Origin of the sequence: Streptomyces solicamelliae (assembly GCF_045348655.1) — a bacterium.
GTDB lineage: Bacteria > Actinomycetota > Actinomycetes > Streptomycetales > Streptomycetaceae > Streptomyces > Streptomyces solicamelliae.
Window position 1 is genome coordinate 6,849,628 of record NZ_CP160404.1, and the last position, 23,734, is coordinate 6,873,361.

The following is a 23,734-nucleotide window of genomic DNA, read 5'->3' on the forward strand; positions in this document are numbered from 1 at the left end:
GCCGGCCTGCCGCGCCGCTGTCCCACGGATCCGTGGTTCATCCGACAAGGCTGGACGACGAGTGGGTCGCGTTCTCCGGAGCCCCTCCGGCGCGTCGGTCGCGAGGCCCGGACGTACACCTTGACCCCAAGCAGGCGATTCGATCCGACACCGCCGGGTAGCCGTGACTACGGGCGGGCGACCCGTCACGTGCACGGGATCGAGCAGCCAGGATGGTGGCCTGACGGCCTTCCGACGACTGAGCGGCTGCCGGGTTACCCGCGAGGTGGACAGGACATACGAAAGGCCCGGAGGCGGGCATGATGCAGCGACCGAAGGAATCCGAGCGGAAGCCGTCGCCGATCGGCAAGGGAGGCTCTGCGAACGTCGCTGGCAGTGACGAGCAGCAGCCCGAGATCGCCGAGGGTCCGGTGCCCGGCGTGCAGCCCGAGGAGAAGCACCACTGAGCTGGAGCGAACTGGACGACTCCAGCCTCACCCCGCAGCGCTGGACGCTGGCCACCATGGACGAGCGCCTGGGAACAGAGGATCCCTGGAAACAGGAGCTGCGCCGCGGCCGCTCCCTGGGAGCCGCGCGCCGACGGTTGGAGAAGCTCTGAGACGCACTCGGGCTGCGTGTCATGCGGTTCACCGGGAGTGCCCTGGTCGGCCCGCCGTCGAAGGCGAGGGGGGTGGACTCGGGAGTCCTTCAGGAGCCGGCTGGCGCGGAACGCGACGAGTCACGGTCGGTTCATCGGGTGTGCCACGGGTACCCGCTCATCGTCCGGTCTTCAGGAGCCCCCACAGGAAGTGTGATCATGTCCGCGCCCGTCGTCCTGGTCCCCCCGCCCTTGGCTGTCAGCAACGCGCCTTCGGCCGTTCTGCTTCTCCTCGGACTCGTGATTGCGGCCGCGCTGATCGCGGCGGTCTGGTGGGGCTCCCGACGGGCGGCGCGGCGGCGTCGCCCGTCGGTGGCTGAGCAGCCCCGGCCGGCGCGTGCGCGAAGGCACTCGTGGAGGGCTCCAGAGGACCGTCCCGATCGCTGAACCGGAGGCAGTGCCCCACGTGGCCATTGATCGAGTGCCGGTGGGTGTCCCTTCAGCGTTCGCGCTCTTCGCCACCTGCGGAGGACGCGTCCGACTCCCCCTGATGGGTGGGCTCGGGCCGCATGTGATTGCCATGATCGGAGGCGTACGAGGCGAATACGCGGCCGTGATCGCCCCCTGTGTGCAGAAAGCGCTCGTCCAAGACGGTGGCCAGATCGCCCAGTGCCCTGCGCAGCATCATGGCGGCGAGCCGGACATCGGGATGGTGGGCGCTCTCCGCCAGCTCTGCGAGGCTGACGGCGTGACCGATCTGCCGGGGCAGCGAGGTGTTCTCGTCGCCGTCGTAGAAGTAGTACGACTCGGCGTACTGGAGGAAGTCGACCGTGATGACTGAGACAGCCGAGGCCAGGCTGTCCAGCAGGGCCGCGCCCCCGTCCGAGTCGAGTTCCCGGGTGGTCACCCCGCCTCGCACGTGGGAGAGGCGCAGTGCGAGCGTGCGGCGGCGGGCCAAGGCGGGGTAGATGCCGAGGATCCAGGCCACGGTCGCCGACAGGAGGGCGAAGCCGACAAGCGCCTCCAGCGGGCCGACGATGCGCAACCAGCCCGCGGCCGGCGCGATGTCCCCGAGGCCGAGGGTGGCGAGCGTGACCAGGGAAACGTAGAGCGCGTCCACCGGTCCCGCGTGTTCCGCCGGCACGAGGCCGGCGGAGTAGGAGAAACCCTCCGGCATGTGCGGCCAGTAGACCAGAGCCCACGCCACGGCCACGGTCAGCGCCCACACCGAGACGACGCAGACCATGCCCAAGGGGCCGGCGAGCCCGGCCGCGCGCCGCCGGATCCTCAGGTGCGAGGACAGGCGCCACATCCCCGTCATCACCAGCCTGCTCAGACCGCCGTGGCGGGTCGGGTGCCAGATCGTGTGAAACATGTCCCGGAGAATGACCATCACGAGGGCGGCGCCGAGGAACGTCACGAACCACGTCATGTTCCGGCCCTTCCCGCCAGGGGCGGCAGCCTCCCACGTGCGGAGGTGGTCTCAGTCCTTGGGAAAGGCCGCGCACCCCGATGGGTGAGCGGAGGACCGCGCCCTCCGGCCCGATACCGGACCGAGCCGGTGCGGCACTCGGTCGGCGACACGGGACCGGAGGCCCGAGTTGCGCGTCCGGGCTCGCGCCGCTGAACAGACGGTGACGTGCGTCATGCCGCACGCGTGTCACTTCGGGCTACCGTGGTCGCCCACGAGCGGAGCGGCGCAGCTTCGCGCCGCAGCTCGCGGACCCGGCACGGGCCGGGGCGAGCACGCCTCCGAGGAAGCCGCCGTGTCCGCCGATCTCACATCCGTCATAGCCGCCGGCACGCGCTGGCTGCTGACCGCCTTCCCACCCGCCGCAGGCGCGTTCAGCCACGCCCTTGCCGAGGCACAGGCCCGGCAGGCTGTCACCCTTGCCGCCGCCCTGAGGTACCCGACGGCGCTCGACGTACAACTGGTGCATCTGCTCGGCCCGGGAGGAAGCGCCCGGCTGGATCGGCTGACCGGCGCCGACCACGGCCACGACGCCGGCTCCGACGCCGGCTGGCGGACCTGGGTGGACGATTCCGTCGTCAGCTGGGCCGCCTGCCTCCTCGCAGACCCGGCCCTTGCCGTCCAGGCACACCTCCTCGTCGATCGCGGCCAGGCCGGTGAGGTCACCCGTCTCACCCGTCCCGGCGACCACGAACACGATGCCGCGCCCTTGCTGCGCCACCCCGACCTGCTCGAACCGGTCGCCGCCCTCCACCGGGACCTGCTGCTGGACCTGCTGGACAACGAGAGCGCCGCTCTGGGCTAGGGCAGGCTCTGCGCACCCCGGAAACAACGCCGTGAGCCCATCCCCGGCGAGCCGCAACGCCTGGCCCGGCCGCCGCCATCGGCGTCTCCGGCGCGCAGCTGGTTCACGCCTCCTGCTCCGTGATCTTCTGCAGTGCGCCGAGAGGGCACGTTCGACCGGGTGGGCCGGCCGATGCCGGGTACACGCCCGGAAGCGCCCCACATTCCCGCTCTGCAAGGAAGCGCCGAGCCGGAAGTTCAGGTGACGATGATGATCAGGCCAGTGGATCACGCGCCGGATCGCCGTCGTGCTGTGGCCGCGCTCGCCGTGTTCAACGTCCGACGCAGCAGGAGGTGCCGAATGAACGCATCCAAAGTCGCCTACAAGCCGGTCGGTTTGGCGCTCGGGGCCGTGAGCGGAGCCGTGGCAGGCGCCGTGTTCAAGCAGGTGTGGAAGGCCCTCAGGCATGAGAAGGACGCCCCTGACGCCACGGACCAGGATCGCAGCTGGTCGGAAGTCCTGGTCGCCGCAATCCTCCAGGGCGCGATCTTCGCCGGGGTGAAAGCCGCGGTCGACCGCGCTGGAGCCAGCGCGGTACGCCGTCTCACCGGAACGTGGCCGGGCTGAGGCCTCGACGTCCCGCCGGAGCGCTCTCGTCACCGCGGTGGAGGTGCGGCAGCATCGACAGGCGGCTGCGCATTCGGCTCCACGTGATCATGTTCGCAGCCTGTCGTGGGCACTCTCCATGAGCAGAGAGCGCCGACCGGCGCGGGCAGGACGCGCGGCGGTACCTGGCTCCACCGTGAAGGGAGGCTCGTCCCATGGTGGCGAGCAACAACTTCCTGGCCGACTTGGTGGCACGCTCCCAGCTGATCTCCGGGCGCGACCTTGCCGGCCTGGTCTTCGACGCCGGCCGGGTCATGGGCCTGACGGCCACCGGTGTGTACGTCACCGACCTGCAGCAGACGCGGCTCATCGCACTGCCACAGCCCGCCCGCGGCGGTGAGCCAACCCTGGACATCGACTCGTCCCTGGCCGGGCTGGCCTACCGTATGGAGCGCACGCACCTGACGCAGGACGGTACGACCGCGTGGGTTCCCCTGGTCGACGGCGTGGAGCGCCTTGGCGTCCTCAAAGCCTGCGGCCCCGACCTGTCCGTTGCCGACTGCGAGGCGCTGGCCGGTGTGACCGCGCTGCTGCTCGTGTCCAAGTCGTCCCACAGCGACCTGCTCGTCGAAGCCGAGCGCCGCCAGCCGATGACCGTCCAGGCCGAACTGCTGTGGGCGTTCCTCCCGCCGCGCACCATCGGCACCGCCCAGGCCACTTCGACCGCCGTGCTGGAGCCGGCCTACAGCGCCGGCGGCGACGTGTTCGACCACAGCTTCACCGACAGCGGGCTGCATCTGGCGCTCCTGGACGCCATGGGCCACGACCTGGCCTCCGGCGGAGCGAGCGCGGCCGGGCTGGCGGCGTGCCGCGCCACCCGCCGGTCCGGTGGCAGCCTCACCGACATCGTCATCGAGATCGACCGGATCCTGGACAAGTGGTTCATCGACCGCCTCATGACCGCGATCATCGCCGACCTCGACGTCATCGACGGCACCCTCACCTGGGTCAACTGCGCCCACCCTCCGCCCCTGCTCGTACGCGACGGGCAGGTCCTGCACATCCTCCGACGCGAACCCGACCTGCCGCTGGGCTGGAACTTCCACAGCCACACTCCGCCCACCACACACCGTGCCCGGCTCCAGCCCGGCGACCGCATCCTGCTGTACAGCGACGGCGTCACCGAGGCTCGCTCGCCGGAAGGCGACCTGTTCGGCGAACAACGCCTCGCCGACACCGTCATCCGCGCCATGGCCGCCGGCGAACCCGCCCCTGAAGCCCTGCGCCGGCTCCTGCAGCAACTCAAACGCCACCAGGAGCACAAGCTGGCCGACGACGCCACCATCGTGATGGCCGAGTGGCACCCGACCCCATAGGGCGACACGCGTAGGTCTCCTCCTCGAGGAGGAGACCCCACCGGTATCGGGCGATACTGGGGCAAGATCCCCTTCGGGTCCGCACGCCGCGAGCCGGGACCGATCACCGGGAGTGCGCATGACCGTCGATCCAGACCCTGCCGTCGGAGTCGGGGCCGGGGCCGAGACCGGGCCCCCCACCGGCCCTCCCGCGCTGCTGCTCAGCGACGCGGCCTCCCGGATCGGCAGCTCCCTCGACGTCCTCCAGACGGCCGAGGACCTGGTCGACCTCCTGGTGCCGGCCCTCGGGGACATGTGCAGCGTCGCCCTGACCGAGTCCGTTCTCGCGGGCGACGAGCCGCTGCCGGTGTTCGACCCGCGCGAGCAGAGACGCGTCGTGGCCGCCAAGCACGCGCACGGTCCCCGACCGCCCGCGATGGTGCAGGTCGGTGACCGGGCACCGCTCGTTCCCGAGCTGCCCGACTTCGGCCGGCTGTACGAGGGCGGGGTCGTCCTCTGGACGCGCGATGACGCGGTCGAGGCTCTCGGCGGCGACTCCGAACTCTTCAGGCGGCTCGTGCCCCCGGGGATGCGCCAGACCCTCGCCGCATCGCTGTTCGCCCGGGGAGTGGCCGTGGGGTACGTGGCCGTGGCCCGCACCCGTGATCCGCGGCCCTTCGGCGAGGAGGACATGCGGATCCTGCGGGAGCTGGCCACCCGCGCAGGGCTCGCCGTGGACAACGCGCGCCGCTTCACCCGCGAGCACCGTATGGCCGTCACCCTCCAGCGCAGCCTGCTCCCGCCGGCGAGCACAGACATCGCCGCCGCGGAGACCGCCGGTACCTATCTCGAGGCCGAGGGAGCGCTCAGCGTCGGCGGGGACTGGTTCGACGTGATCCCGCTGGCCTCGCTGCGGGTCGCCCTCGTGGTGGGGGACGTGATCGGCCACGGACTGCGGGCCACCGCGACCATGGCGCGCTTGCGGGCGGCCGTCCAGACGCTCTCCCACCTCGACCTCCCGCCCGACGACGTCCTGCTGCACCTGGACGACCTGGTCCACCGGCTCGCGGCGGAGGCCGAACACCCGGACGTGGTCGGGGCGTCCTGCCTGTACGCCGTGTACGACCCCATCACCGGACGCTGCCGGCTGGCCGCCGCCGGACATCCCCGGCCCGCCGTCGTGACGCCCGACGGAGTGGCCCGCTACCTCGACGTCGACCCCGGCCCACTCCTCGGTGTCGGGGGGATTCCCTTCGAGTTGAGCGATGTCCTGCTGCCGGCCGGGAGCACGCTCGTGCTCTACTCAGACGGCCTCACCGGCCGCGACGAGCAGCCCCCCGCCCTCCTCGACCACCTGGCCGCCGCTTGCCGGCCCGGTCGGCCGCTCGCCGAGATCGGCGACGACCTGGTGCGGACCGCTCCTCGCACCTCGCCGCCCGCCGACGACGTCGCCGTGCTCCTGGCCCGTCTGCGCTCCGTTCCGCCCGAGGACACCTCCGTGTGGACCTACCCCGCCGATGTGGCCGAGGTCGCCCACGCGCGCGAGGCCGTGGCCGGCCGGCTCGCCGACTGGGGCCTCGACGAACTCGTCTTCACCACCGAACTGATCGTCAGCGAGCTGGTCACCAACGCCATCCGCCATGTGGGCAGCGGCGTCACGCTGCGCCTGATCCTGGACCGGAGCCGGGACCGCGTCCTGGTGTGCGAGGTCTCGGACACCGGGAACGCCCAGCCCCGGCTGCGCCGCGCCCGGGACACCGACGAGGGCGGACGGGGGCTCTTCCTCGTCGCCCAGCTCAGCAGCCGGTGGGGGAGCAGATACGGCGTCTCCGGCAAGACCATCTGGGCCGAGCAGCCGATCGGCTGACCGGCGCGCGACCAGGCAGCACCGGATGCGCCGCCCAGCCGAGCCGGACCCTCCCGCGGTCGCCCTGGCCAACCTCGACATCTTCGAGCGTGAGGGCCTGAACCAGCGCGTCCTGGACAACGAGGCCAACTTCCTGAAGACGCTGGAGAAGCCGAACTGGCTGCCACGAGATCATTGACTGAATTTTCAGTTCAGGCAAGGATGTCGCCACACACCCTCCCGTCCCTCATCAGGGGAGTCCCATGGACCTTTCCGTCACGTCTCGACGCCGACTGCTTCAGCTCGGTGCGGCTGCCGTACCGCTCGCCGCTCTCGGGGGCGCCTTGTCGGCGGTGGCGCGCGCCGCCACGGCCCCGTCGGGTGCCACCCTGCGCATGCCGCTGGAGACCGACGCCCATGTGCGTACCTTCATGGCCTGGCCCGCTCTGTCGTCGGTCTGGTCGACCTCCCTCGGTGCGGTACGCCGGGACATCGCGAACGTCGCCCATGCGATCTCGCGTTACGAGCCGGTGGTGCTGCTCGCCCGATCGGAGCAGGCCGCCGATGCCCGCTACATGTGCGGAAGCGGCGCCTACTACGGCATCGAGGTCCTCGAGATCCCCAACGACGACCTGTGGATCCGGGACTTCGGCCCCACCTTCGTCGTCGCTCCGGGCGCTGTCGCCGGTGTGGACACCAACTTCAACGGCTGGGGCAAGACCGGAACGTCCTACTACCAGCCCTACGCCAACGACGCCGCCGCGGCCGCGACCCTTCTGACCCAGTACGGAGTCAGCCGGATCCAGGCCTCGTTCGTGGGCGAGGGGGGATCGCTGGAGACCGACGGCCAGGGCACCCTGATGGCCACGGTCAGCTCGCTCGTCAACAGCAACCGCAACCCGGGCATGACGCAGGCCCAGGTCGAACAGGCGATGAAGTCCGCGCTCGGCATCGACAAGGTCATCTGGGTGCCGGGCCTGGCGGGCCAGGACATCACCGACTGCCACATCGACTGCCTGGCCCGGTTCGTGGCCCCCGGCGAGGTCATCCTGGACAAGCCCGGACCGGGCGTGGACCCGAAGTGGGTCGCCGTCTACCAGGAGACCAAGCAGGCCCTCCAGAGCGCGACCGACGCGCAGGGCCGCAGTCTGACCATCACCGAGCTTCCCGGCCCGGACCGTGCGGCGATCCGCGGCAGGGGCTCGGGCTTCCTGTCCAGCTACACGAACTACTACACCGCGAACGGCGCCGTGTTCGTCCCCCAGTTCGGTGACGGATACGCCGACGGAATCGCCTATGCGATCCTGCAGTCCAAGTACCCGGGCCGGAACATCGTCCAGCTCGACATCGACAACATCGCCGGCGGCGGTGGCGGCATCCACTGCGCGACCCAGTCCCAGCCGGTCGTGCCTCCGGCCGCCTGACGAGGGCGACGCGGATGACGCCCCGGTCGCCGTCCACCGGCGGCGACCGGGGCACCGGCATCGGCTCATCCGGGCCGGCGGGCTCTGGTCGGCGGAACCGATGCAGGACGACTGGCGCCCCCTCGGGAAGAGAGCCGGGAGACGGAAGAACGACCGTCCTCGCCGGGCCGGCGAGGACGGTCGTGGGGGGTGTGCGTTTCTACGGTGCGGCGGGTTCGTGACGCGGGCGGCTCGACGGCGAGGGCGACGACCGCGGCACGAGCTCCCGGCCGGAGGCATCGACCCGCTGGACGGTGGCGTCGACGTCCATGTGGTCGGGATCCGAACGGCCAGCCGAGTACGCCGTGTCCAGGGCTTGAGGTCCATCGAACCGCAGCCATGCGCCCACGGCGACGGCGCCAACAAGGCGCCTTCCACGGCGACCGCGCCACCAAGGCGAAGAGAATCAGGCCGGGGGCAGCGCCTTCGCGCGCCTGGGCCGTTGGCGCCGGCACTCGGACACGGTGACTCCGGTGTCTCGTGCCGTCAGGCGGCCGGCTTGCCGGGCTGGTCGTGGGTGGCGCAGTGGATGCCGCCGCCTCCGGTGGCGATGGTGTCGATGCTGACGGGCACGATGTCCCGCTTGGGGAAGTGCTCCTGGAGGATGCCCCGGGCGCGGTCGTCGGCCTTCTTGTCGCCGAACTTGGGCATGAAGACCGCGTCGTTGGCGATGTAGAAGTTGGCGTAGGTGGACAGGAAGTCGTCGCTGTAGCCGCTGATCCGGTCGGGGTCGGGCTGGGGGAGGTCGATGACCTCGAACTCGCGGCCCTGCGCGTCGGTCGTCCGGCTCAGTACGGACTTCGCCTGGTCGGACGAGCGGGACCAGGAGTCGGCCGGCGTTCCCGGGAAGGCGCGGTCCAGGAGGATCACGCCGGGCGCGGTGAACCGGACGAGACTGTCGACGTGGGCGTCGGTGATGTCCTCGCCGCGTACGCCCTTGAGCCAGATCACCTTCTTCATTCCCAGGAGATCCTTGAGCTCGTCCTCGATCTCGTCGCGGCTCATGCCCGGATTGCGGTTGTCGTTGACGATGGAGCTCTCGGTGATCAGGAGCGTGCCTTCGCCGTCCGTCTCGAAGGAACCGCCCTCGGCGACGAGAGACGCCTGTTCGCGGGGGATGCCGTACTTCGGCAGCAGCTTCCGGCCGATCTGGCCGTCGTTCCCGTGGACCTGCTTGTCACCCCAGCCGTTGAAGTTGAAGTCGACGCCGATGACCTCGCCGTCCTCCTCGACGAAGACGGGCACGGTGTCGCGGGCCCACAGGTCGTCGTTGGCGAGCGGGATGACCTCGACACCGGAACCGCACGCCTTCTGGGCCGCGGCCACCTGCGCCGGGCGGGCCAGCATCACCACCGCCTCGTACTCCCCGATGGCGCGGGCGATGCGCGCGATGTCCTCCCGTACGTAGGGAAGGTCGTCCTCCCAGACCGACTCGAGGGCGGGCCAGGACATGAAGGTCCGGGTGTGGCTCTCCCACTCGGCGCCCAGTCGAAGCTCCCCGCTCTCGCCGGTGCGCGGGCCCGAGCTCTTCGCAGCGCCGGACGGGCCGGGGTCCGAGGGGCCGCAGGCAGACGTGCCGAGAATGACCGCGCTGATTCCGGCGAAGGAACGCAGGGCGGAGCGGCGGGACGGAAGGAAGGTCATGCGGGACTCCGATCGTGGACTGACAGGACCGAGGCGGCCGGCGCGGTAGGGGAGGGGCGAACGCGGATCACGATGCGTGTCCTGTACAGGAGGGTGCCTGGTCGGCACCGCGATCGCCGGTAGCCGCTGCAGGCGACACAGCCTCGTGTCAAGCACTGTGACACTGACTGGAATTTCAGTCAAATTCCTTGAGGTGTGCGACTTCGATCTCGATCGCCTCCTTCATCAAGGCGCCGGCGTGCTCCGGGTGCAGGGCACCGCTGAGTCGACGCGCGTTGAGTCCTTCGTGCAACGCGGTCAGGCGCTCGGCGGAAGCGATGGCGTCCGCGGTGGCCGCGGACGGCTGTGCGAGGGTGAGCAGGCCGGCGATCTCGCGGATCCGCGACTCGCCCGCTCTGGCCAGTGCCTCGCGCAGCTCGGGTTCGAAGACCGCGCTGGCGCGCAGTTCGCCCCACGCGGTGCTGTCCTCGCGTACCCCGTGAAGGTCCTGGAACGCCAGAAGTAAGGTCTGCTCCAGGAGCTGCAGGGGATCCGACGGCTGATCGGGTCTGCGCCGTACCGCGCTGTACCGCTTCGTCCGGTCGGTGATGAAGTCCAGGGTGTGCCGAAGGGCGCCGGCTCGGTCCTTGAAGTGGTAGTAGACCAGTGCGGTCGATACACCGGCCTCGGTCGCGAGCTCGTGCATGCGGAGCCCGCGAACCCCTCGCCGGGCGATGAGGCGGGAGGCCGCCTCCAGGATTGTCGTCCTGCGGTCCGTCACCGCGTGGTCCCTTCTGTGGTCTCTGCCGGGTCATGGTCTCATATTGACTGAATCTTTAGTTAGTTCCATGATGAACAGCCGTATCACCCGAGTGAGTCCTGTTCCCTCGCCGAAAGAGCCACTACGTGTCCACTCAGCTTTCAGGTGGGCAGCCCGCGCAGGCGGCGCTGTCCTCCGACGACCCCTGTGAGATCGGTGGCTACCGCCTCCACGCCCGGCTGGGTGCCGGTGGAATGGGTGTCGTGTACCTGGCGTACACGCCGGGAGGGCGTCCCATCGCGCTGAAGGCCGTCAGAGAGGAATTCGCCGCGGACCCCGAGTTCCGTGCGCGCTTCGCCCAGGAGGTGGCCAGCGCCCGGCGGATCCACGGTCTGTTCACGGCGCAGGTGGTCGACTTCGGCGTGGACGCCCGTACGCCGTGGCTGGCGACGGCCTACGTCCCTGGTCCGACGCTGCAGCAGGTGGTCCGACGGCACGGCCCGCTGCCGGTCCGCACCGTGTGGCTGCTGGTGGCGGGCATCGCCGAGGCCCTGCAGGGAATTCATGGTGCGGGCGTCGTCCACCGCGACCTCAAGCCGGCCAATGTGCTGATGGCTCCGGACGGTCCGAAGGTGATCGACTTCGGGATCGCGCGGGCGGCGGACGCCGCCGCGCTGACCGGGACGGGCCTGCGGATCGGGACCGCCGCCTTCATGGCGCCCGAGCAGGCGCTGGGCCTGCAGGCGACCTCGGCGACCGACGTCTTCGCACTCGGAGCACTGGCCGTGTACGTGGCCTGCGGCGCGCCGCCCTTCGGGGACGGCCCGGAGTCCGCTGCGCTCTACCGGGTGGTTCACGAGCAGCCTGACCTCGCCGGCGTCCCGGCTGAGCTGCGGGATCTGCTCGGACGCTGCCTGGCCAAGCGTCCCGAGGACCGCCCGACGACGGCTGAACTGATCGAGGCGGTCCATGCTCATCCCGTTGTCGGTGGGCGGCCCGAGTTCGCCGACGGATGGCTGCCCCACCAGGTCAGCGACGAGATCGCGAGGCACGACGCCGGTCGGGTGCCGGCGCATGTCCAGGCCACCGCCACCGCCACCGCGGTTCCGCTTCCTTACGGGCATGCCGGCGGCGAAGCCGTGGCCCCCGTCGGCTCCGGGGGAACGGCTCCCGGCGACGGCTCGGGGGTGCGCCCGGGCGGGGATTCCGGGGGGCCGCTCACGTCGCGGTCCCGCCGCTCGCGCCGGCGTGGCGCGCGCGTGCCGCTCATCGTCCTGCTCGTGTTCCTCGCGCTGCTGACCGGCGGGGGAGCGGTCTACTACTTCGACTATCCGCCGGAGGGCGAGACGGGGTCACCCGACGCCGGCCGTCCACCGTCTGCCGGGCCGACGGTCAGCGTGGAGCCGTCCGGCCCGTCCGGCCCGTCCTCGCGTCCCTCCGGAACGGCGGCGGCCTCCTACGCTCCCGGCTACGCGAACGTCGAACTGACCACTCCCGACCCCTCCTACGAGTTCGACCTCGGCACCGGAAAGGTCGTCCCCGCAGACACCGCCGCCTGGTACCTCGCCCGCAGCGCCGACGCGTTCGTCCTGCCCGAGGAAAGCGACGCCTTCGTCGCGGCCGGAGACGAGCTGAGCGTGGCCGACTGCGTCCGCGGGATCGAGACGCAACCGGTGACGGGGCTGCCGTTCGCCGCGCTCGCCGACGAAGTGCCGTTCTGTGTGCGGAGTGCGGACCAGAAGGAGATCGTGATCGCTCGCCTCGTCGAGGTGGCCGCGGAGGGCGCGTCCGTCACGATCGTTCTGGACCGGCATCACCGCGAGGGCTGAGCGGGAGCGCGCGGGAGGCGCCCGGTAGGCTTCCGCCATGGCGACCCGCAGTGATCAGATCCTGGAAGCGGCTGCGCGGGTGATCGCCCGACGCGGTATCCGTGGGCTGCGCGTGGAGGAGCTCGCCGAGGAGGCGGGGGTCTCCACGGCGCTCATCTACTACTACTTCAAGGACCGGTCGGGAATCCTGCGCCGGACGCTGGAGTTCATCAACGGCCGTGCGGAGCGGTACACCACGGAACGCGCTCCGGACGCGCCGCCCCTGACCCCGCGGGAAGAGCTCGAGGAGACGCTCCTCCTGGAACTCCAGGACACCGTCGAGGTGCGGGAGAACAGCGCGGCCTGGGGCGAGCTCCGGGCCAGCGCCGTCTTCGACGAACTCCTCCGTGAGGACCTGGCCCGGGCCACCCTGACGTGGACTCAGGAGGTGGCGGCGCTGCTCGGGCAGGTGCGGCCCATGGCGAGTGCCGCGTCGCTCGCCTCGGCGGGGGAGCGGCTCACCGCCCTCCTGGAGGGGCTCAGCATGCGCTGGCTCGGCGGCGGGATCCACATCGATCACGCACGCGCCCTGCTGCGTGGCGCGATCGAAGCGGAGTTGGCCGGCCTTCGCTGAGCCTGCCTCCCCGCACGCTGGGGCGGCAGCCGTCCGCCCACCAGAGCACGCTCTGGACCTCGGCTTTTCGTCGGCCGTACACCTTGACTGGGTTTTCAGTCAGTGTCAGAGTGAGTATCGCCGAGAGCGGACTGCCCTGGCGTCCGTCTCTCCGTCTGCACCCCTATCTGTCGGGGCTCATCCCGCCCCTCGCACCCCGCTGCTTCCTGGCCACGATCGGCCTGATGGCGTCCAGCGGCCGTGACGCGCAGGTATCTCGCCCACTTTTCGGAGAAGGAATGAACACCATGGCTGCGACCGGCGCATTCGCCGGGGGAACCGGTCGGGGGCTGTCATGCCCCTGACTCCCACCGAGCGGGACCGCCTGCTCCTGTTCACCGCCGCCGAACTCGCCCGGGCCCGCCACGCGCGCGGACTCCGGCTCAACGTCCCCGAGGCGACCGCGCTCGTCGCGGACACGGTCTGCGAGGCGGCCCGCGACGGCCTGCGACTCGCGGAGGCGATCGAGCGGGGCCGGTCCGTGCTCGGCCCGGACGACGTGCTGCCCGGTGTGGTCGACGTGGTCACCGAGATCCAGGTCGAGGCCGTGTTCGAGGACGGCACGCGGCTCGCCGCCGTCGCCGATCCCTTCGGAGCCCGGGAACGGAATGACGGCGCCCCCGGCGCCGTACTGCCCGCCTCGGACACCGTTGACGTGCCGGAGCCCTCCACGACGCTCGTCGTCCACAACACGGCGGCCGTGCCCGTGAGTGTGACGTCCCACTTCCACTTCTTCGAGGCCAACCCGCGCCTCGACTTCGACCGGGCCGCGGCCTACGGCATGCGGCTGGCCGTCCCGGCCGGCGCGTCCTTCCGCTTCGACCCGGACGGCAAGGCCGAGGTGGGGCTCGTACCGATCGGTGGCGCCCGCATCGCCATCGGCTTCGCCGGACTGGTCGACGGCCCCCTCGACGCCCCCGGCGCGAAGGACGAGGCGCTCCGCAGGGCAGCGGCCTGCGGCTACCTCGGCGCGACTGCCGCCTACGGAGACGTCTCCGCGGCCCTGGAAGGAACGACTCCGTGAGCAGGCCGACCAGTCACAGCGACCACTGTGCCCCCGGGCACAGCCGTCACATCGACCCGTACGAGTACGCCTCCGTGCACGGCCCCCGTGAGGGAGACCGGGTCCGGCTCGGCGACTCCGGTCTCGTCGTCCGGGTCGAGTCGGACTCCCAGAAGCCGGGCGACGAGTTCCTCGCCGGCTTCGGCAAGACCGCCCGCGACGGGCTGCACCTGAAGGCCGCGGCCGTCCGCGACACCTGTGACGTCGTGATCACCAACGTGCTGGTGATCGACGCCGTGCTGGGCATCCGGAAGACGTCGATCGGTATCCGCGAGGGCCGCATCCATGCCATCGGGCGGGCCGGGAACCCCGACACGGTCGACGGGGTGGACATCGTCGTCGGCACGGGCACCACGATGATCCCCGGCGAGGGCCTGGTCGCCACCGCCGGCTCCATCGACACCCACGTCCACCTGCTGTCGCCGCGGATCATGGAGGCCTCGCTCGCCTCCGGTGTCACGACCGTCATCGGCCAGGAAATAGGACCCAGCTGGGGCGTCGGCGTCAACTCGCCCTGGGCGCTGAAGCACGGCTTCAGCGCGTTCGACGCCTGGCCGGTCAACATCGGCTTCCTGGCCCGTGGCTCGTCCTCGGACCCGGCGCCGCTCGTCGAGGCGCTCGCGGAGGGCGGCGCGTCCGGGTTCAAGGTGCACGAGGACATGGGCGCGCACACCCGCGCCCTGGACACCGCGCTGCGGGTGGCCGAGGAGCACGACGTCCAGGTGGCGCTGCACTCCGACGGCCTGAACGAGTGCCTGTCCGTCGAGGACACCCTCCGCGTCCTGGAGGGCCGGACGATCCACGCCTTCCACATCGAGGGCTGCGGCGGCGGACACGTCCCCAACGTCCTGAAGATGGCCGGCGTGCCCAACGTCATCGGCTCCTCCACCAACCCCACGCTGCCCTTCGGCCGCGACGCGGTCGCCGAGCACTACGGGATGATCGTCTCCGTCCACGCGCTCAAGACGGATCTGCCCGGCGACGCCGCGATGGCGCGCGACCGGATCAGGGCCGGGACGATGGGCGCGGAGGACGTCCTGCACGACCTCGGCGCGATCGGCATCACCTCGTCCGACGCGCAGGGGATGGGTCGTGCGGGGGAGACGGTCCGCCGGACCTTCGCCATGGCCGGGAAGATGAAGGCCGAGCTGGGCCCGATGGAGGGCGACGGCGCGCACGACGACAACGCGCGCGTGCTGCGCTACATGGCCAAGCTGACCATCAACCCGGCGATCGCCCACGGCCTCGCGCACGAGGTCGGCTCGGTCGAGGTCGGCAAGATGGCCGACATCGTGCTGTGGCGGCCGCCGTTCTTCGGCGCCAAGCCGCAGATGGTCATCAAGAACGGCTTCCCCGCCTACGGCGTGACCGGTGACCCCAACGCGGCCACCGACACCTGCGAGCCCCTCGTCCTCGGCCCCCTCTTCGGCGCCCACGGCGCGGCCCCCGCGGACCTCTCCGTGGCCTTCGTCAGCCAGGCCGCCGTCGATCTGGGCAAGGACCTGATGACGACCCGGCGCCGCCGCGTCCCCGTGCGCGGCACCCGTGGCATCGGCCCGGCCGACCTGCTGCGCAACTCCCGCGTCGGCGACGTCCAGGTGGACGGCCGTTCCGGTCTCGTCACCCTCGACGGGGCGCCGCTGCGGTCCGAGCCGGCCCAGGAGGTCTCGCTCAACCGCCTCTACTTCCTCTGAACCGCTCCACCGCTCCTGATTCCGTACGGGAACGACGCCTGTCCACTCGCTTGACTGAATTTTCAGTTGAGGGCAGGATTCGATCCAAGAGAAGAGAGACCCAGATGACCGCATTCCGTATGCCCGCCGAGTGGTCCGAGCATGAGGGCTGCCTGATGGCCTGGCCCACCCGCCCCGACCTGTGGGCCGAGGTGCTGGACGACGTCAAGGAGGAATACGCGAACGTCGCGCGCGCCATCGCCGAGTTCGAGCCGGTGACGATGGTCGCCCCGCCCGGCCACGGCGAGGACGCCCGGGCCCGCTGCGGCTCGGAGATCACCGTCGTGGAGCTTCCGCTGGACGACTCCTGGTTCCGCGACTCGGCGCCGCTGTTCGTCCTCGACGGCGACGGGCGCCGGGCCGGCGTCGACTTCCGCTTCAACGCGTGGGGCCGCAAGCACCACCCGTACGACTCCGACGACCGCATCAGCGCGCTGCTGCTCGAGCACCTCGGCGTGGAGCGCATCGCCTCCGGGATGATCCTGGAGGGTGGGGCGATCACCGTGGACGGCGAGGGAACGCTGATCACGACCGAGCAGTGTCTCCTGCATCCCAACCGGAATCCCGGCATGAACCGGGACGAGATCGAGGCCGAGCTGAAATCCCAGCTCGGGATCAGCAAGGTTGTCTGGCTTCCGTACGGCGGACTGCTCGACACCGAGACGGACGGTCACGTCGACGGTGTGTGCGCGTTCGCTTCCCCTGGCAAGGTCGTCGTGTCCCTCCCCGACGACGCCGAGCACCCCGACCACGCCCGGATGCGCGCCAACCGGGCCGTTCTGGAGGTCTCGACCGATGCCAAGGGGCGCCCCTTCGAGATCGTCGACGTCCCGCAGACGGCGTTCGCCGATGTGGCCGGGAACGAGGTCGAGGTCTCGTACCTGAACTACTACGTCGCCAACGGCGGCGTGGTCGTCCCGGTGGCCGGCGGGCCCCGGGACGACGAAGCCCTCGCGGTGATCGCCGCGGCCTACCCCGGCCGCAAGGTCGTCGGCGTGAAGGCGGTCGCGATCGCGTTCGGCGGCGGAGGCGTGCACTGCATCACGCAGCAGGTCCCCGTCGCCCGCCCGGGCGCGTAAGCCCCCCGACAGGACCCGCCCGCTCCTGCCGGATCCTCCCCCGGTCCGGCAGCCTCCCCCGTCACGTACGGACATCCCGTACGGAAAGAGAGCGCGACGATGAACACACCCGTACCCCGCCCAGGCAGACGTGCAGGCGTCCGGCGCGGCGGGCAGGCCACCCGGCGCCTCGCCGCCGCGGGCGCCCTGCTGACCTCCGCGGCCCTGGTCGCGTCCTGTTCGGGGCCGCCCAAGCAGGGCGGGAGCAGCTCCGCCGGCTTCAGCCTCTCGAAGGCCACGCCCGCCGCCAAGGGCGAGATCGACTCGTTCAGCTGGGCCGTCTATGCGGAGCCGCCCACCCTCGACCACACCGTGGCGTTCGACTACCCGCAGAACACGATCCTCTCCAACGTCTGCGAGAGCCTGATGCGCTGGACGCCGGGGCTCACCACGGAGCCCGGGCTCGCGCAGAAGGCGACCAACCCGGACGCCACGACCTGGGTCTACGACCTCCGTTCCGGGGTGCGCTTCCACGACGGCAAGGTGATGACCGCCGACGACGTGGTGTTCAGCCTGGGCCGGCAGACCGACCCGAACAACGCCGCCGCCTGGGCCCAGGTCTTCCAGAACGTCGCCTCCGTGAAGAAGACCGGTCCGCTCCAGGTCACCGTCAAGCTCAAGAAGCCCGACTCCCAGTTCCCGCAGTACATGGCCACCGCGGCAGGCGTCGTCGCCTCCGAGGCGGGAGTCGAGGCGGCCGGCAAGGACTACGGCACCTCCGGGGGGCTCGCCTGCACCGGCCCGTTCAAGCTGGGCACCTGGAACAAGGGTCAGTCCGTCGAGCTCGACCGGTTCGACGGCTACTGGGGCAAGAAGGCCAAGTCGGGCAAGGTCGTGTTCCGCTTCATGACCGACCCCTCGGCCCGCACCAACGCCATGCTCAGCGGAGACGCCGACGGCGGCTACCTCATCCCGACCGAGAGCTACGACCGGCTCAGGAACAGCGGCGTCGGCACGCTCTACTTCGGCGAGGGCCTCAGCACGGTCAACGTCAACATCACCAACATGAAGGGCCCCCTCGGCGACGTACGCGTACGCCGCGCGCTGTCCATGGCCCTGGACCGGCCCGGCTTCGTCAAGGCCGGCCTCGGCGGCGCCGGCACCGTCACCGACGCGCTCACGACCCGCGCGGCCTGGGCCGGTGCCTCGGAACAGACCCGTAAGAACGCCCTCGACGGCCTTCCGTCGGTCGAGCCGGACATCGAGAAGGCCAAGGGGCTGATCAAGGAGGCGGGCGCCACCGGGAAGAGGCTGACCGTCGCCACCAGCTCCATCGGCCAGGACGTCTCCCTCCTCGCCACCGCCGTCCAGGCGGCCGGCGCCCAGATCGGTCTCGACATCAAGCTCAAGACCATCGCGCCCAACGCGTTCACCGCGCTGTTCACCGACCCCAAGGCGCGCGAGGGCATCGACATGTTCCCGCTCACCTACTACGACTCGATCACCGACCCGCTGGACCTGCTGCAGAACTTCAAGACCGGCGCGTACATGAACTTCGCCGGCTACAGCGACAAGAAGTACGACGAGACCGTCGACCGGGCAACGGCCGTGTACGACCCGGACAAGCGCCTGGCGATCGAGGCGGAGCTGCAGAAGCACGCCGTCGAGCAGCTGCTGTGGATCCCGGTCGCCGAGTGGCCCACCGCCGTCTTCCTCAACAAGAGGATCACCGGCGCTCCCACCACCATCTCGTACATGTACTACCCGTGGGCCGCGGACGTGGGGGCCGCACCGTGAGCTTCACGAGATTCGCCGTACGGCGACTGGCGGAGATGACCGCCACCCTGCTGTGCGCGTCCTTCGTGGTCTTCGGTGCGATGTATCTGGCGCCGGGCAGCCCGGCGAGCTTCCTGCTCGCCGGCCGCTCGGCCTCGCCCGAGGCCCTCGCCGCCATCAACGCCCAGTACCACCTGGACGACCCGTTCTTCGTACGGTACCTGCGCTGGCTCGGCGACATGGTGCAGGGCGACTTCGGGCGGTCGATCACCTACCGCACGGACGTCTCCCGGCTCCTTGCCGACCGCCTGCCCACGACTCTGCTGCTGATCGCCATGTCGCTGGTCGTGGTCCTGGTCATCGGCCTGCTGCTCGGCCGGATCGCGGCCGTGCGCGGCGGCGCCACCGACTCCACCGTCCTGGTCACCACCACGTTCGCCGTCGGCACCCCGTCCTTCGTCGCGGCCGTGCTCCTCCAGGCGCTGTTCGCGGTCAAGCTCGGCTGGTTCCCGAGCGGGGGCGCAGGCGAGGGCTTCCTCGACCAGCTCTGGCACCTGACCCTGCCCGCGATCGCACTCGCCCTGTACCTGATCGGCATGCTCGCGCGGGTGACCCGTTCCGCGATGCTCGAGGCCCTCGACAGCGAGCACGTCACCGTGGCCCGCAGCCGGGGCGTGCCCGAGCGCCAGGTCATCCGCCGTCATGTGTTCCGGAACTCGCTGGGCACCGTCCTGACCACCGGCGGCCTGATCGTCTCGACGCTGCTGGTCTGCACGATCCTCGTGGAGACCGCCTTCAGCATCGGCGGCATCGGTCAGCTTCTGGAACTGTCCACCTCCACCAAGGACTTCCCGACGGTCCAGGCCATCTCCCTGATCATCGTCGCCCTGTTCATGATCGTGAATCTCATCGTCGACCTGCTGCTGCCGCTGGTCGACCCGCGGATCACCCTCGGATCGAGGAGGTCCTCCGCATGACCGCGGTGCTCACCCGACGACCCGGCCTCGCGAGGATCCGTACGGCCCGGTCACCTCTTCACCTGTGCTGTCTGGGCTTCGTCGTGCTCGTCGTGGCCGGTGCGCTGCTTGCGCCCCTCGTGGTGCCGTACGACCCCAACACCGTCGACCTCGGCAACGCGCTCGCCGGACCCTCCGCCGAGCATCTGCTCGGCGTGGACGCCGCCGGCCGCGACACCTTCTCGCGCCTGCTGCTCGGCGCCCGTACCTCGCTGCTCGGCCCGCTCGGAGTGGTCCTCTTCTCCACGGTGGCGGGCATCGCCGTCGGCATGGCCGCGGCCTGGCGGGGCGGCTGGCTCGACTCGGTCCTCTCCCGCAGCACCGAGCTGGTCTTCGCCTTTCCCGGCATGCTGCTCGCGATCCTCATCATCTCGATCTACGGCGAGGGACTCCTCGCCCCGGTCATCGCGCTCGCCATCGCCTACCTGCCCTATGTCAGCCGGCTGACGCGTTCCCTGGTCCTCGCCGAACGCGAACGCCCCTATGTGAGCGCCTACCAGGTCCAGGGCCACTCGGCACTCCAGATCTGTCTGCGCCACATCCTGCCCAACATCGCCCCCGTCGTCCTCGCCCAGTCCACCATCAACTTCGGCTACGCCCTCATGGACCTCGCCGGACTGTCCTTCCTCGGCCTCGGCGTTCCGGCGCTGACACCCGACTGGGGCCGCATGGTCTTCGACGGTCAGACCGCAGTCCAGCACGGCTACCCGCTGTCCGCGATCCTGCCCTGTGTCCTGATCGTCCTGACGGTGGTCGCGTTCAACGTGGTCGGGGAACGCTGGGCCGACCGCGTCGCCAGGAGGGCCCGATGAAATCGCTGCACCCATCCGACCGGCCGGCGCTGGAGATCCGCGGGCTCCGGATCGACCTGCCCGGTACCGCGCGCCCCGTCCTGGACGGGATCGACCTCACCATCGCCGTCGGCGAGACCGTCGCGCTCGTCGGCGAGTCCGGCTCGGGCAAGAGCCTCACCTCACGCAGCGCCCTGCGTCTGCTGCCGCCGGGCGCCGTCACCGAGGGGACCGTCCTCGTCGACGGTCACGACGTCCTCACACTGGACGCCGACAGGCTGCGGGCCCTGCGTACGAGCACCGTGGCGATGATCTTCCAGGACCCGCGGGCGGCCATCAACCCGCTGCGGCGGATCGGCGACTTCCTCACCGAGAGCGTCTGCCTGACCGGGACGATGACCGCCGCGGACGCACATGCCCGGGCCGTCGAACTCCTGGAGGCGGTGGGCCTGGACGAGTCCGCCCTCGCGAAGTACCCCGGCCAGGTGTCCGGCGGCATGCTGCAACGCGTCATGATCGCCGCAGCGTTGATGGGGGACCCGGCCCTGCTCCTGGCCGACGAGCCCACCACCGCCCTGGACGTCACCACTCAGGCCGAGGTCATCGCGCTGCTGGGCAAGCTGCGCGAACGATTCGGCACCGGGCTGCTGTTCGTCACCCATGACCTCGACCTCGCGGCGGCGATCAGCGACCGCGTGTACGTCATGTACGCCGGGCGGATCGCCGAGAGCGGACCCGCCGACGAGATCTTCGAGCACCCCCGACACCCCTACACGGCCGCACTGCTGGCCTCCACCCCCCGCATGGAGAATCCGCAGGGCCGGCTCGCCGCCATCGACGGTCAGCCGCCCGATCTCCGGGTGGCACTGAGCGGGTGCGCCTTCGCCGCCCGCTGCACGCTGGCCACGGACCTGTGCGAGCAGCAGGCCCCGCTGCCGCTCCCCGCCCCGGGCCGGCCGGAACACCAGGCAGCCTGCCACCACAGTGACCGGCTGGGAAGGAGGGCGGTCGATGCCTGAGAACGCCGAGACCACCTGGTACGGCCAGAACGCCGAGAACGTCCTGGTGGTGAAGGGACTGCGCAGGACCTTCGGGGCCGTACGGGCCGTGGACGACGTGTCCTTCGTCCTCCCGCACGGCGGATCACTGGGGATCGTCGGCGAGTCCGGCTCCGGCAAGACCACCACCGCCCGGATCGTCGTCGGCCTGGAGCAGGCGGACGAGGGCGAGGTCCTCGTACGAGGCCGGTCCCGGACCGTTCGACGCCGGGGCCGCGCGCAGCGGCTCGCCCGGGCCCGCGAGGTCCAGATGGTCTTCCAGGACCCGCTCCTGTCGCTCGACCCCCGGACCAGTGTCGAGGCGGCCCTCCGGGAGACGCTCAAGCTCCACTTCCCCGACCGGGATCACACCCGACGGGTACGGGAGTTGCTCGACCAGGTCGGCCTGGGAACGCGCGCCGCCGACGCGCTGCCGCGTCAGCTCTCCGGTGGGCAGCGTCAGCGCGTGGCCATCGCCCGGGCGTTGGCCGTGGAGCCGGCCGTGCTCGTCCTGGACGAGGCGGTCGCGGCCCTGGACGTATCGGTGCAGGCGCAGATCCTTAACCTGCTCGCCGACATCAGGGAGCAGACCTCGATCGGCTACCTGTTCATCACCCACGACCTCGGCGTGGTCCGGTGCGTCACCGACGACGTCATCGTCATGCGGCACGGCGCCGTCGTCGAGGCCGGGCCCACCGCGGAGGTGCTCGCCGCGCCGCAGCACCCCTACACCCGGCTCCTCCTCGAATCCGTGCCCAGGCCCGGTTGGGACCCGGAGCGGATCGCGGCCGCCCGCCGGGCGCTTTAAGGCGCGACGGCCGGATCGGGCGCCGGCGGCGAGAGTGCGGAGCAAGGCCCGGAAGGCGGCCCCGCTGCCGGCGTCCGACCGTTCTTTCACGCGCGCAGGTCCGCTCCGGGCGGACGGCGCGCTCGGTCAGGTTCAGCTTCCGTCCCCTCGCGGAGAGCCCGCGGGGAGTCCACGCAGGAGGTACACGTGAACGATCACGCCGAGAGCCACCCCGGCCGCTCCGGGGGAACGGGCAGGCGCCGGTTCCTGAAGCTCGCCGGACTGGCCACCGCCGGCACCACCCTGGCCGCGATCGGAGCGAAGGCCGGCGCAGCTTCCTTGCTGAACCGGACCGCTGCGGCCGGCACCTTCGTCGTCCCGATCGAGGACGTCCGCCACACCCGCACCTGGATGGCCTTCCCGGACAGCACCTCGATCTGGGGCAACAAGCTGAGCGGCGTCCAGGCGGACATCGCCCTGATCGCCCGTACGATCGCCAAGTACGAGCCGGTCATCATGTGCGCCAACTCCGGCAGCGCCGCCAAGGCCCGCTCGCTGTGCGGCTCCAACGTGACCGTCATCAGCTCCATCCCCGTCAACGACTGCTGGATGCGCGACACCGGACCCGTCTTCCGCACCGACGGGGCCGGCGGCCTCGACGCGGTCGGCCTCAACTTCAACGGCTGGGGCGGCAAGCAGGCCCATGCCAGGGACGCCCTCGTCGCCGAACGGATCGCCGCCTACGTCGGCGTCCCCTTCACTTACGCCGACCTCGTCGGCGAGGGCGGCGCCATCGAACAGGACGGCGCCGGCACCCTCATGGCCACCCGCAGCAGCCTGGTGAACAGCAACCGCAACCCCGGCATGTCCGAGCGGCAGATCGAGGCGGCGATGCGCGCCGCCTACGGCGCGACGAAGGTCATCTGGTTCGACGGCGTCCGCGGCCAGGACATCACCGACGACCACGTCGACGCCACGTCCCGCTTCCTCGCCCCCGGCAAGGCGCTCGTGCAGATGCCACTGTCCACCGACACCGACGCCTACGCCCGCGACGCACGGCAGCAGTTCAGCATCCTGTCCGCGTCCACGACGTCCACCGGCGCCCCGATGGCGGTGAGCAGGCTCCAGGGGCCCGACTACGACAAGATCCGCTCCACCAACCGGGACTTCCTCGCCTCCTACGCCAACTACTACCTGTGCAACGGGGCGGTCATCTCCGGCCAGTTCGGTGACACGAAGGCCGACGCGGCCGCCCGCGCCACCCTGGCCCGGCTCTACCCGGGCCGCGTCATCGAGCAGCTCAACATCGACCGCCTCGGCACGGGCGGCGGCGGCATCCACTGCGTCACCCAGCAACAGCCCGTCAGGTAGTCGAGCGGCAGGCAGAGACAGAACATCGCGGCGAAGGCCGCGCAGGTGGCCGACCGGGCGCCGGAGAGCGGACGAATCCACGGCATCCGGACCGGCCGGCCACCCACGCCACCACTGTTGTCCAGCTCCACCGAAG

General features: G+C 70.9%; 22 protein-coding genes. 19 read left to right on the top strand and 3 right to left on the bottom strand.

All coding sequences use genetic code 11. The annotated features are described in order from the left end of the window. Positions 1–299: 299 nt before the first annotated feature. Both ABZO31_RS31600 and ABZO31_RS31605 read left to right on the top strand, forming a co-directional pair. On the top strand, positions 300–446 hold the full coding sequence (locus ABZO31_RS31600) for a hypothetical protein (RefSeq protein WP_406864754.1): 147 nt from the start codon (positions 300–302) through the stop codon (positions 444–446). Positions 447–796: 350 nt separating this feature from the next. Then, complete coding sequence (locus ABZO31_RS31605; RefSeq protein ID WP_406864755.1) at positions 797–1,024, top strand: DUF6479 family protein; 228 nt, start codon at positions 797–799, stop codon at positions 1,022–1,024. Positions 1,025–1,076: 52 nt separating this feature from the next. Here the strand turns inward: ABZO31_RS31605 and ABZO31_RS31610 are convergent, their stop codons facing one another. Next, entirely contained in the window at positions 1,077–1,997 is a 921-nt protein-coding gene (locus ABZO31_RS31610; RefSeq protein ID WP_406864756.1) for a potassium channel family protein, read from the bottom strand. 346 nt (positions 1,998–2,343) lie between these two features. On the opposite strand from ABZO31_RS31610, the gene ABZO31_RS31615 reads away from it, so the two are divergent. From ABZO31_RS31615 to ABZO31_RS31640, 6 genes are all read left to right on the top strand, one after another. Further along, positions 2,344–2,853, top strand: a complete 510-nt coding sequence (locus tag ABZO31_RS31615) for a hypothetical protein (protein WP_406864757.1) — start codon at positions 2,344–2,346, stop codon at positions 2,851–2,853. Between the two features lie 339 nt (positions 2,854–3,192). Continuing rightward, positions 3,193–3,459 (top strand): DUF4235 domain-containing protein, encoded by a 267-nt coding sequence (locus ABZO31_RS31620; RefSeq protein WP_406864758.1) that lies wholly within the window; start codon positions 3,193–3,195, stop codon positions 3,457–3,459. A 194-nt stretch (positions 3,460–3,653) separates the two neighbouring features. Further along, positions 3,654–4,814, top strand: coding sequence for a PP2C family protein-serine/threonine phosphatase (locus ABZO31_RS31625; RefSeq protein WP_406864759.1), 1,161 nt, complete (start codon positions 3,654–3,656; stop codon positions 4,812–4,814). Between the two features lie 118 nt (positions 4,815–4,932). Then, positions 4,933–6,660, top strand: a complete 1,728-nt coding sequence (locus ABZO31_RS31630; protein ID WP_406864760.1) for an ATP-binding SpoIIE family protein phosphatase — start codon at positions 4,933–4,935, stop codon at positions 6,658–6,660. A gap of 25 nt (positions 6,661–6,685) precedes the next feature. Beyond that, the gene (locus tag ABZO31_RS31635) at positions 6,686–6,838 is read left to right on the top strand and encodes a hypothetical protein (RefSeq protein ID WP_406865578.1); all 153 of its coding nucleotides are present in this window, start codon (positions 6,686–6,688) and stop codon (positions 6,836–6,838) included. Between the two features lie 64 nt (positions 6,839–6,902). Further along, positions 6,903–8,063: an agmatine deiminase family protein gene (locus ABZO31_RS31640; RefSeq protein WP_406864761.1), complete on the top strand. Its 1,161-nt coding sequence runs from the start codon at positions 6,903–6,905 to the stop codon at positions 8,061–8,063. A gap of 525 nt (positions 8,064–8,588) precedes the next feature. On the opposite strand, the gene ABZO31_RS31645 is transcribed toward ABZO31_RS31640, so the two are convergent. Then, the gene (locus ABZO31_RS31645) at positions 8,589–9,746 is read right to left on the bottom strand and encodes an agmatine deiminase family protein (protein WP_406864762.1); all 1,158 of its coding nucleotides are present in this window, start codon (positions 9,744–9,746) and stop codon (positions 8,589–8,591) included. Between the two features lie 175 nt (positions 9,747–9,921). Next, positions 9,922–10,506, bottom strand: a complete 585-nt coding sequence (locus ABZO31_RS31650; RefSeq protein ID WP_406864763.1) for a TetR/AcrR family transcriptional regulator — start codon at positions 10,504–10,506, stop codon at positions 9,922–9,924. Positions 10,507–10,631: 125 nt separating this feature from the next. Between ABZO31_RS31650 and ABZO31_RS31655 the strand changes: the two genes are divergently transcribed. The 11 genes from ABZO31_RS31655 to ABZO31_RS31705 all read left to right on the top strand — a co-directional run bounded on the left by ABZO31_RS31655 (position 10,632) and on the right by ABZO31_RS31705 (position 23,598). Continuing rightward, positions 10,632–12,314, top strand: a complete 1,683-nt coding sequence (locus tag ABZO31_RS31655) for a protein kinase domain-containing protein (protein WP_406864764.1) — start codon at positions 10,632–10,634, stop codon at positions 12,312–12,314. 37 nt (positions 12,315–12,351) lie between these two features. Further along, positions 12,352–12,927 carry a TetR/AcrR family transcriptional regulator gene (locus tag ABZO31_RS31660; RefSeq protein ID WP_406864765.1) on the top strand — a complete coding sequence of 192 codons (576 nt, stop codon included), beginning with the start codon at positions 12,352–12,354 and terminating at the stop codon, positions 12,925–12,927. A gap of 334 nt (positions 12,928–13,261) precedes the next feature. Continuing rightward, positions 13,262–13,990, top strand: a complete 729-nt coding sequence (gene ureA, locus ABZO31_RS31665; RefSeq protein WP_406864766.1) for an urease subunit gamma — start codon at positions 13,262–13,264, stop codon at positions 13,988–13,990. Continuing rightward, positions 13,987–15,723 (top strand): urease subunit alpha, encoded by a 1,737-nt coding sequence (locus tag ABZO31_RS31670; protein ID WP_406864767.1) that lies wholly within the window; start codon positions 13,987–13,989, stop codon positions 15,721–15,723. Before ureA ends, ABZO31_RS31670 begins: the two co-directional genes overlap by 4 nt. A gap of 104 nt (positions 15,724–15,827) precedes the next feature. Then, a complete protein-coding gene (locus ABZO31_RS31675; RefSeq protein WP_406864768.1) occupies positions 15,828–16,841 on the top strand; it encodes an agmatine deiminase family protein in 1,014 nt (337 codons plus the stop codon). 99 nt (positions 16,842–16,940) lie between these two features. After that, positions 16,941–18,617 (top strand): ABC transporter substrate-binding protein, encoded by a 1,677-nt coding sequence (locus tag ABZO31_RS31680; protein WP_406864769.1) that lies wholly within the window; start codon positions 16,941–16,943, stop codon positions 18,615–18,617. Continuing rightward, positions 18,614–19,573, top strand: coding sequence for an ABC transporter permease (locus ABZO31_RS31685; RefSeq protein ID WP_406864770.1), 960 nt, complete (start codon positions 18,614–18,616; stop codon positions 19,571–19,573). Before ABZO31_RS31680 ends, ABZO31_RS31685 begins: the two co-directional genes overlap by 4 nt. Beyond that, positions 19,570–20,424, top strand: coding sequence for an ABC transporter permease (locus tag ABZO31_RS31690; protein ID WP_406864771.1), 855 nt, complete (start codon positions 19,570–19,572; stop codon positions 20,422–20,424). The genes ABZO31_RS31685 and ABZO31_RS31690 overlap by 4 nt, the downstream gene beginning before the upstream one ends. Further along, positions 20,421–21,422: an ABC transporter ATP-binding protein gene (locus ABZO31_RS31695; RefSeq protein ID WP_406864772.1), complete on the top strand. Its 1,002-nt coding sequence runs from the start codon at positions 20,421–20,423 to the stop codon at positions 21,420–21,422. Before ABZO31_RS31690 ends, ABZO31_RS31695 begins: the two co-directional genes overlap by 4 nt. Continuing rightward, positions 21,415–22,248, top strand: coding sequence for an ABC transporter ATP-binding protein (locus ABZO31_RS31700; protein ID WP_406864773.1), 834 nt, complete (start codon positions 21,415–21,417; stop codon positions 22,246–22,248). The genes ABZO31_RS31695 and ABZO31_RS31700 overlap by 8 nt, the downstream gene beginning before the upstream one ends. Positions 22,249–22,434: 186 nt before the next feature. Continuing rightward, positions 22,435–23,598: an agmatine deiminase family protein gene (locus ABZO31_RS31705; RefSeq protein WP_406864774.1), complete on the top strand. Its 1,164-nt coding sequence runs from the start codon at positions 22,435–22,437 to the stop codon at positions 23,596–23,598. Positions 23,599–23,734: the final 136 nt, after the last annotated feature.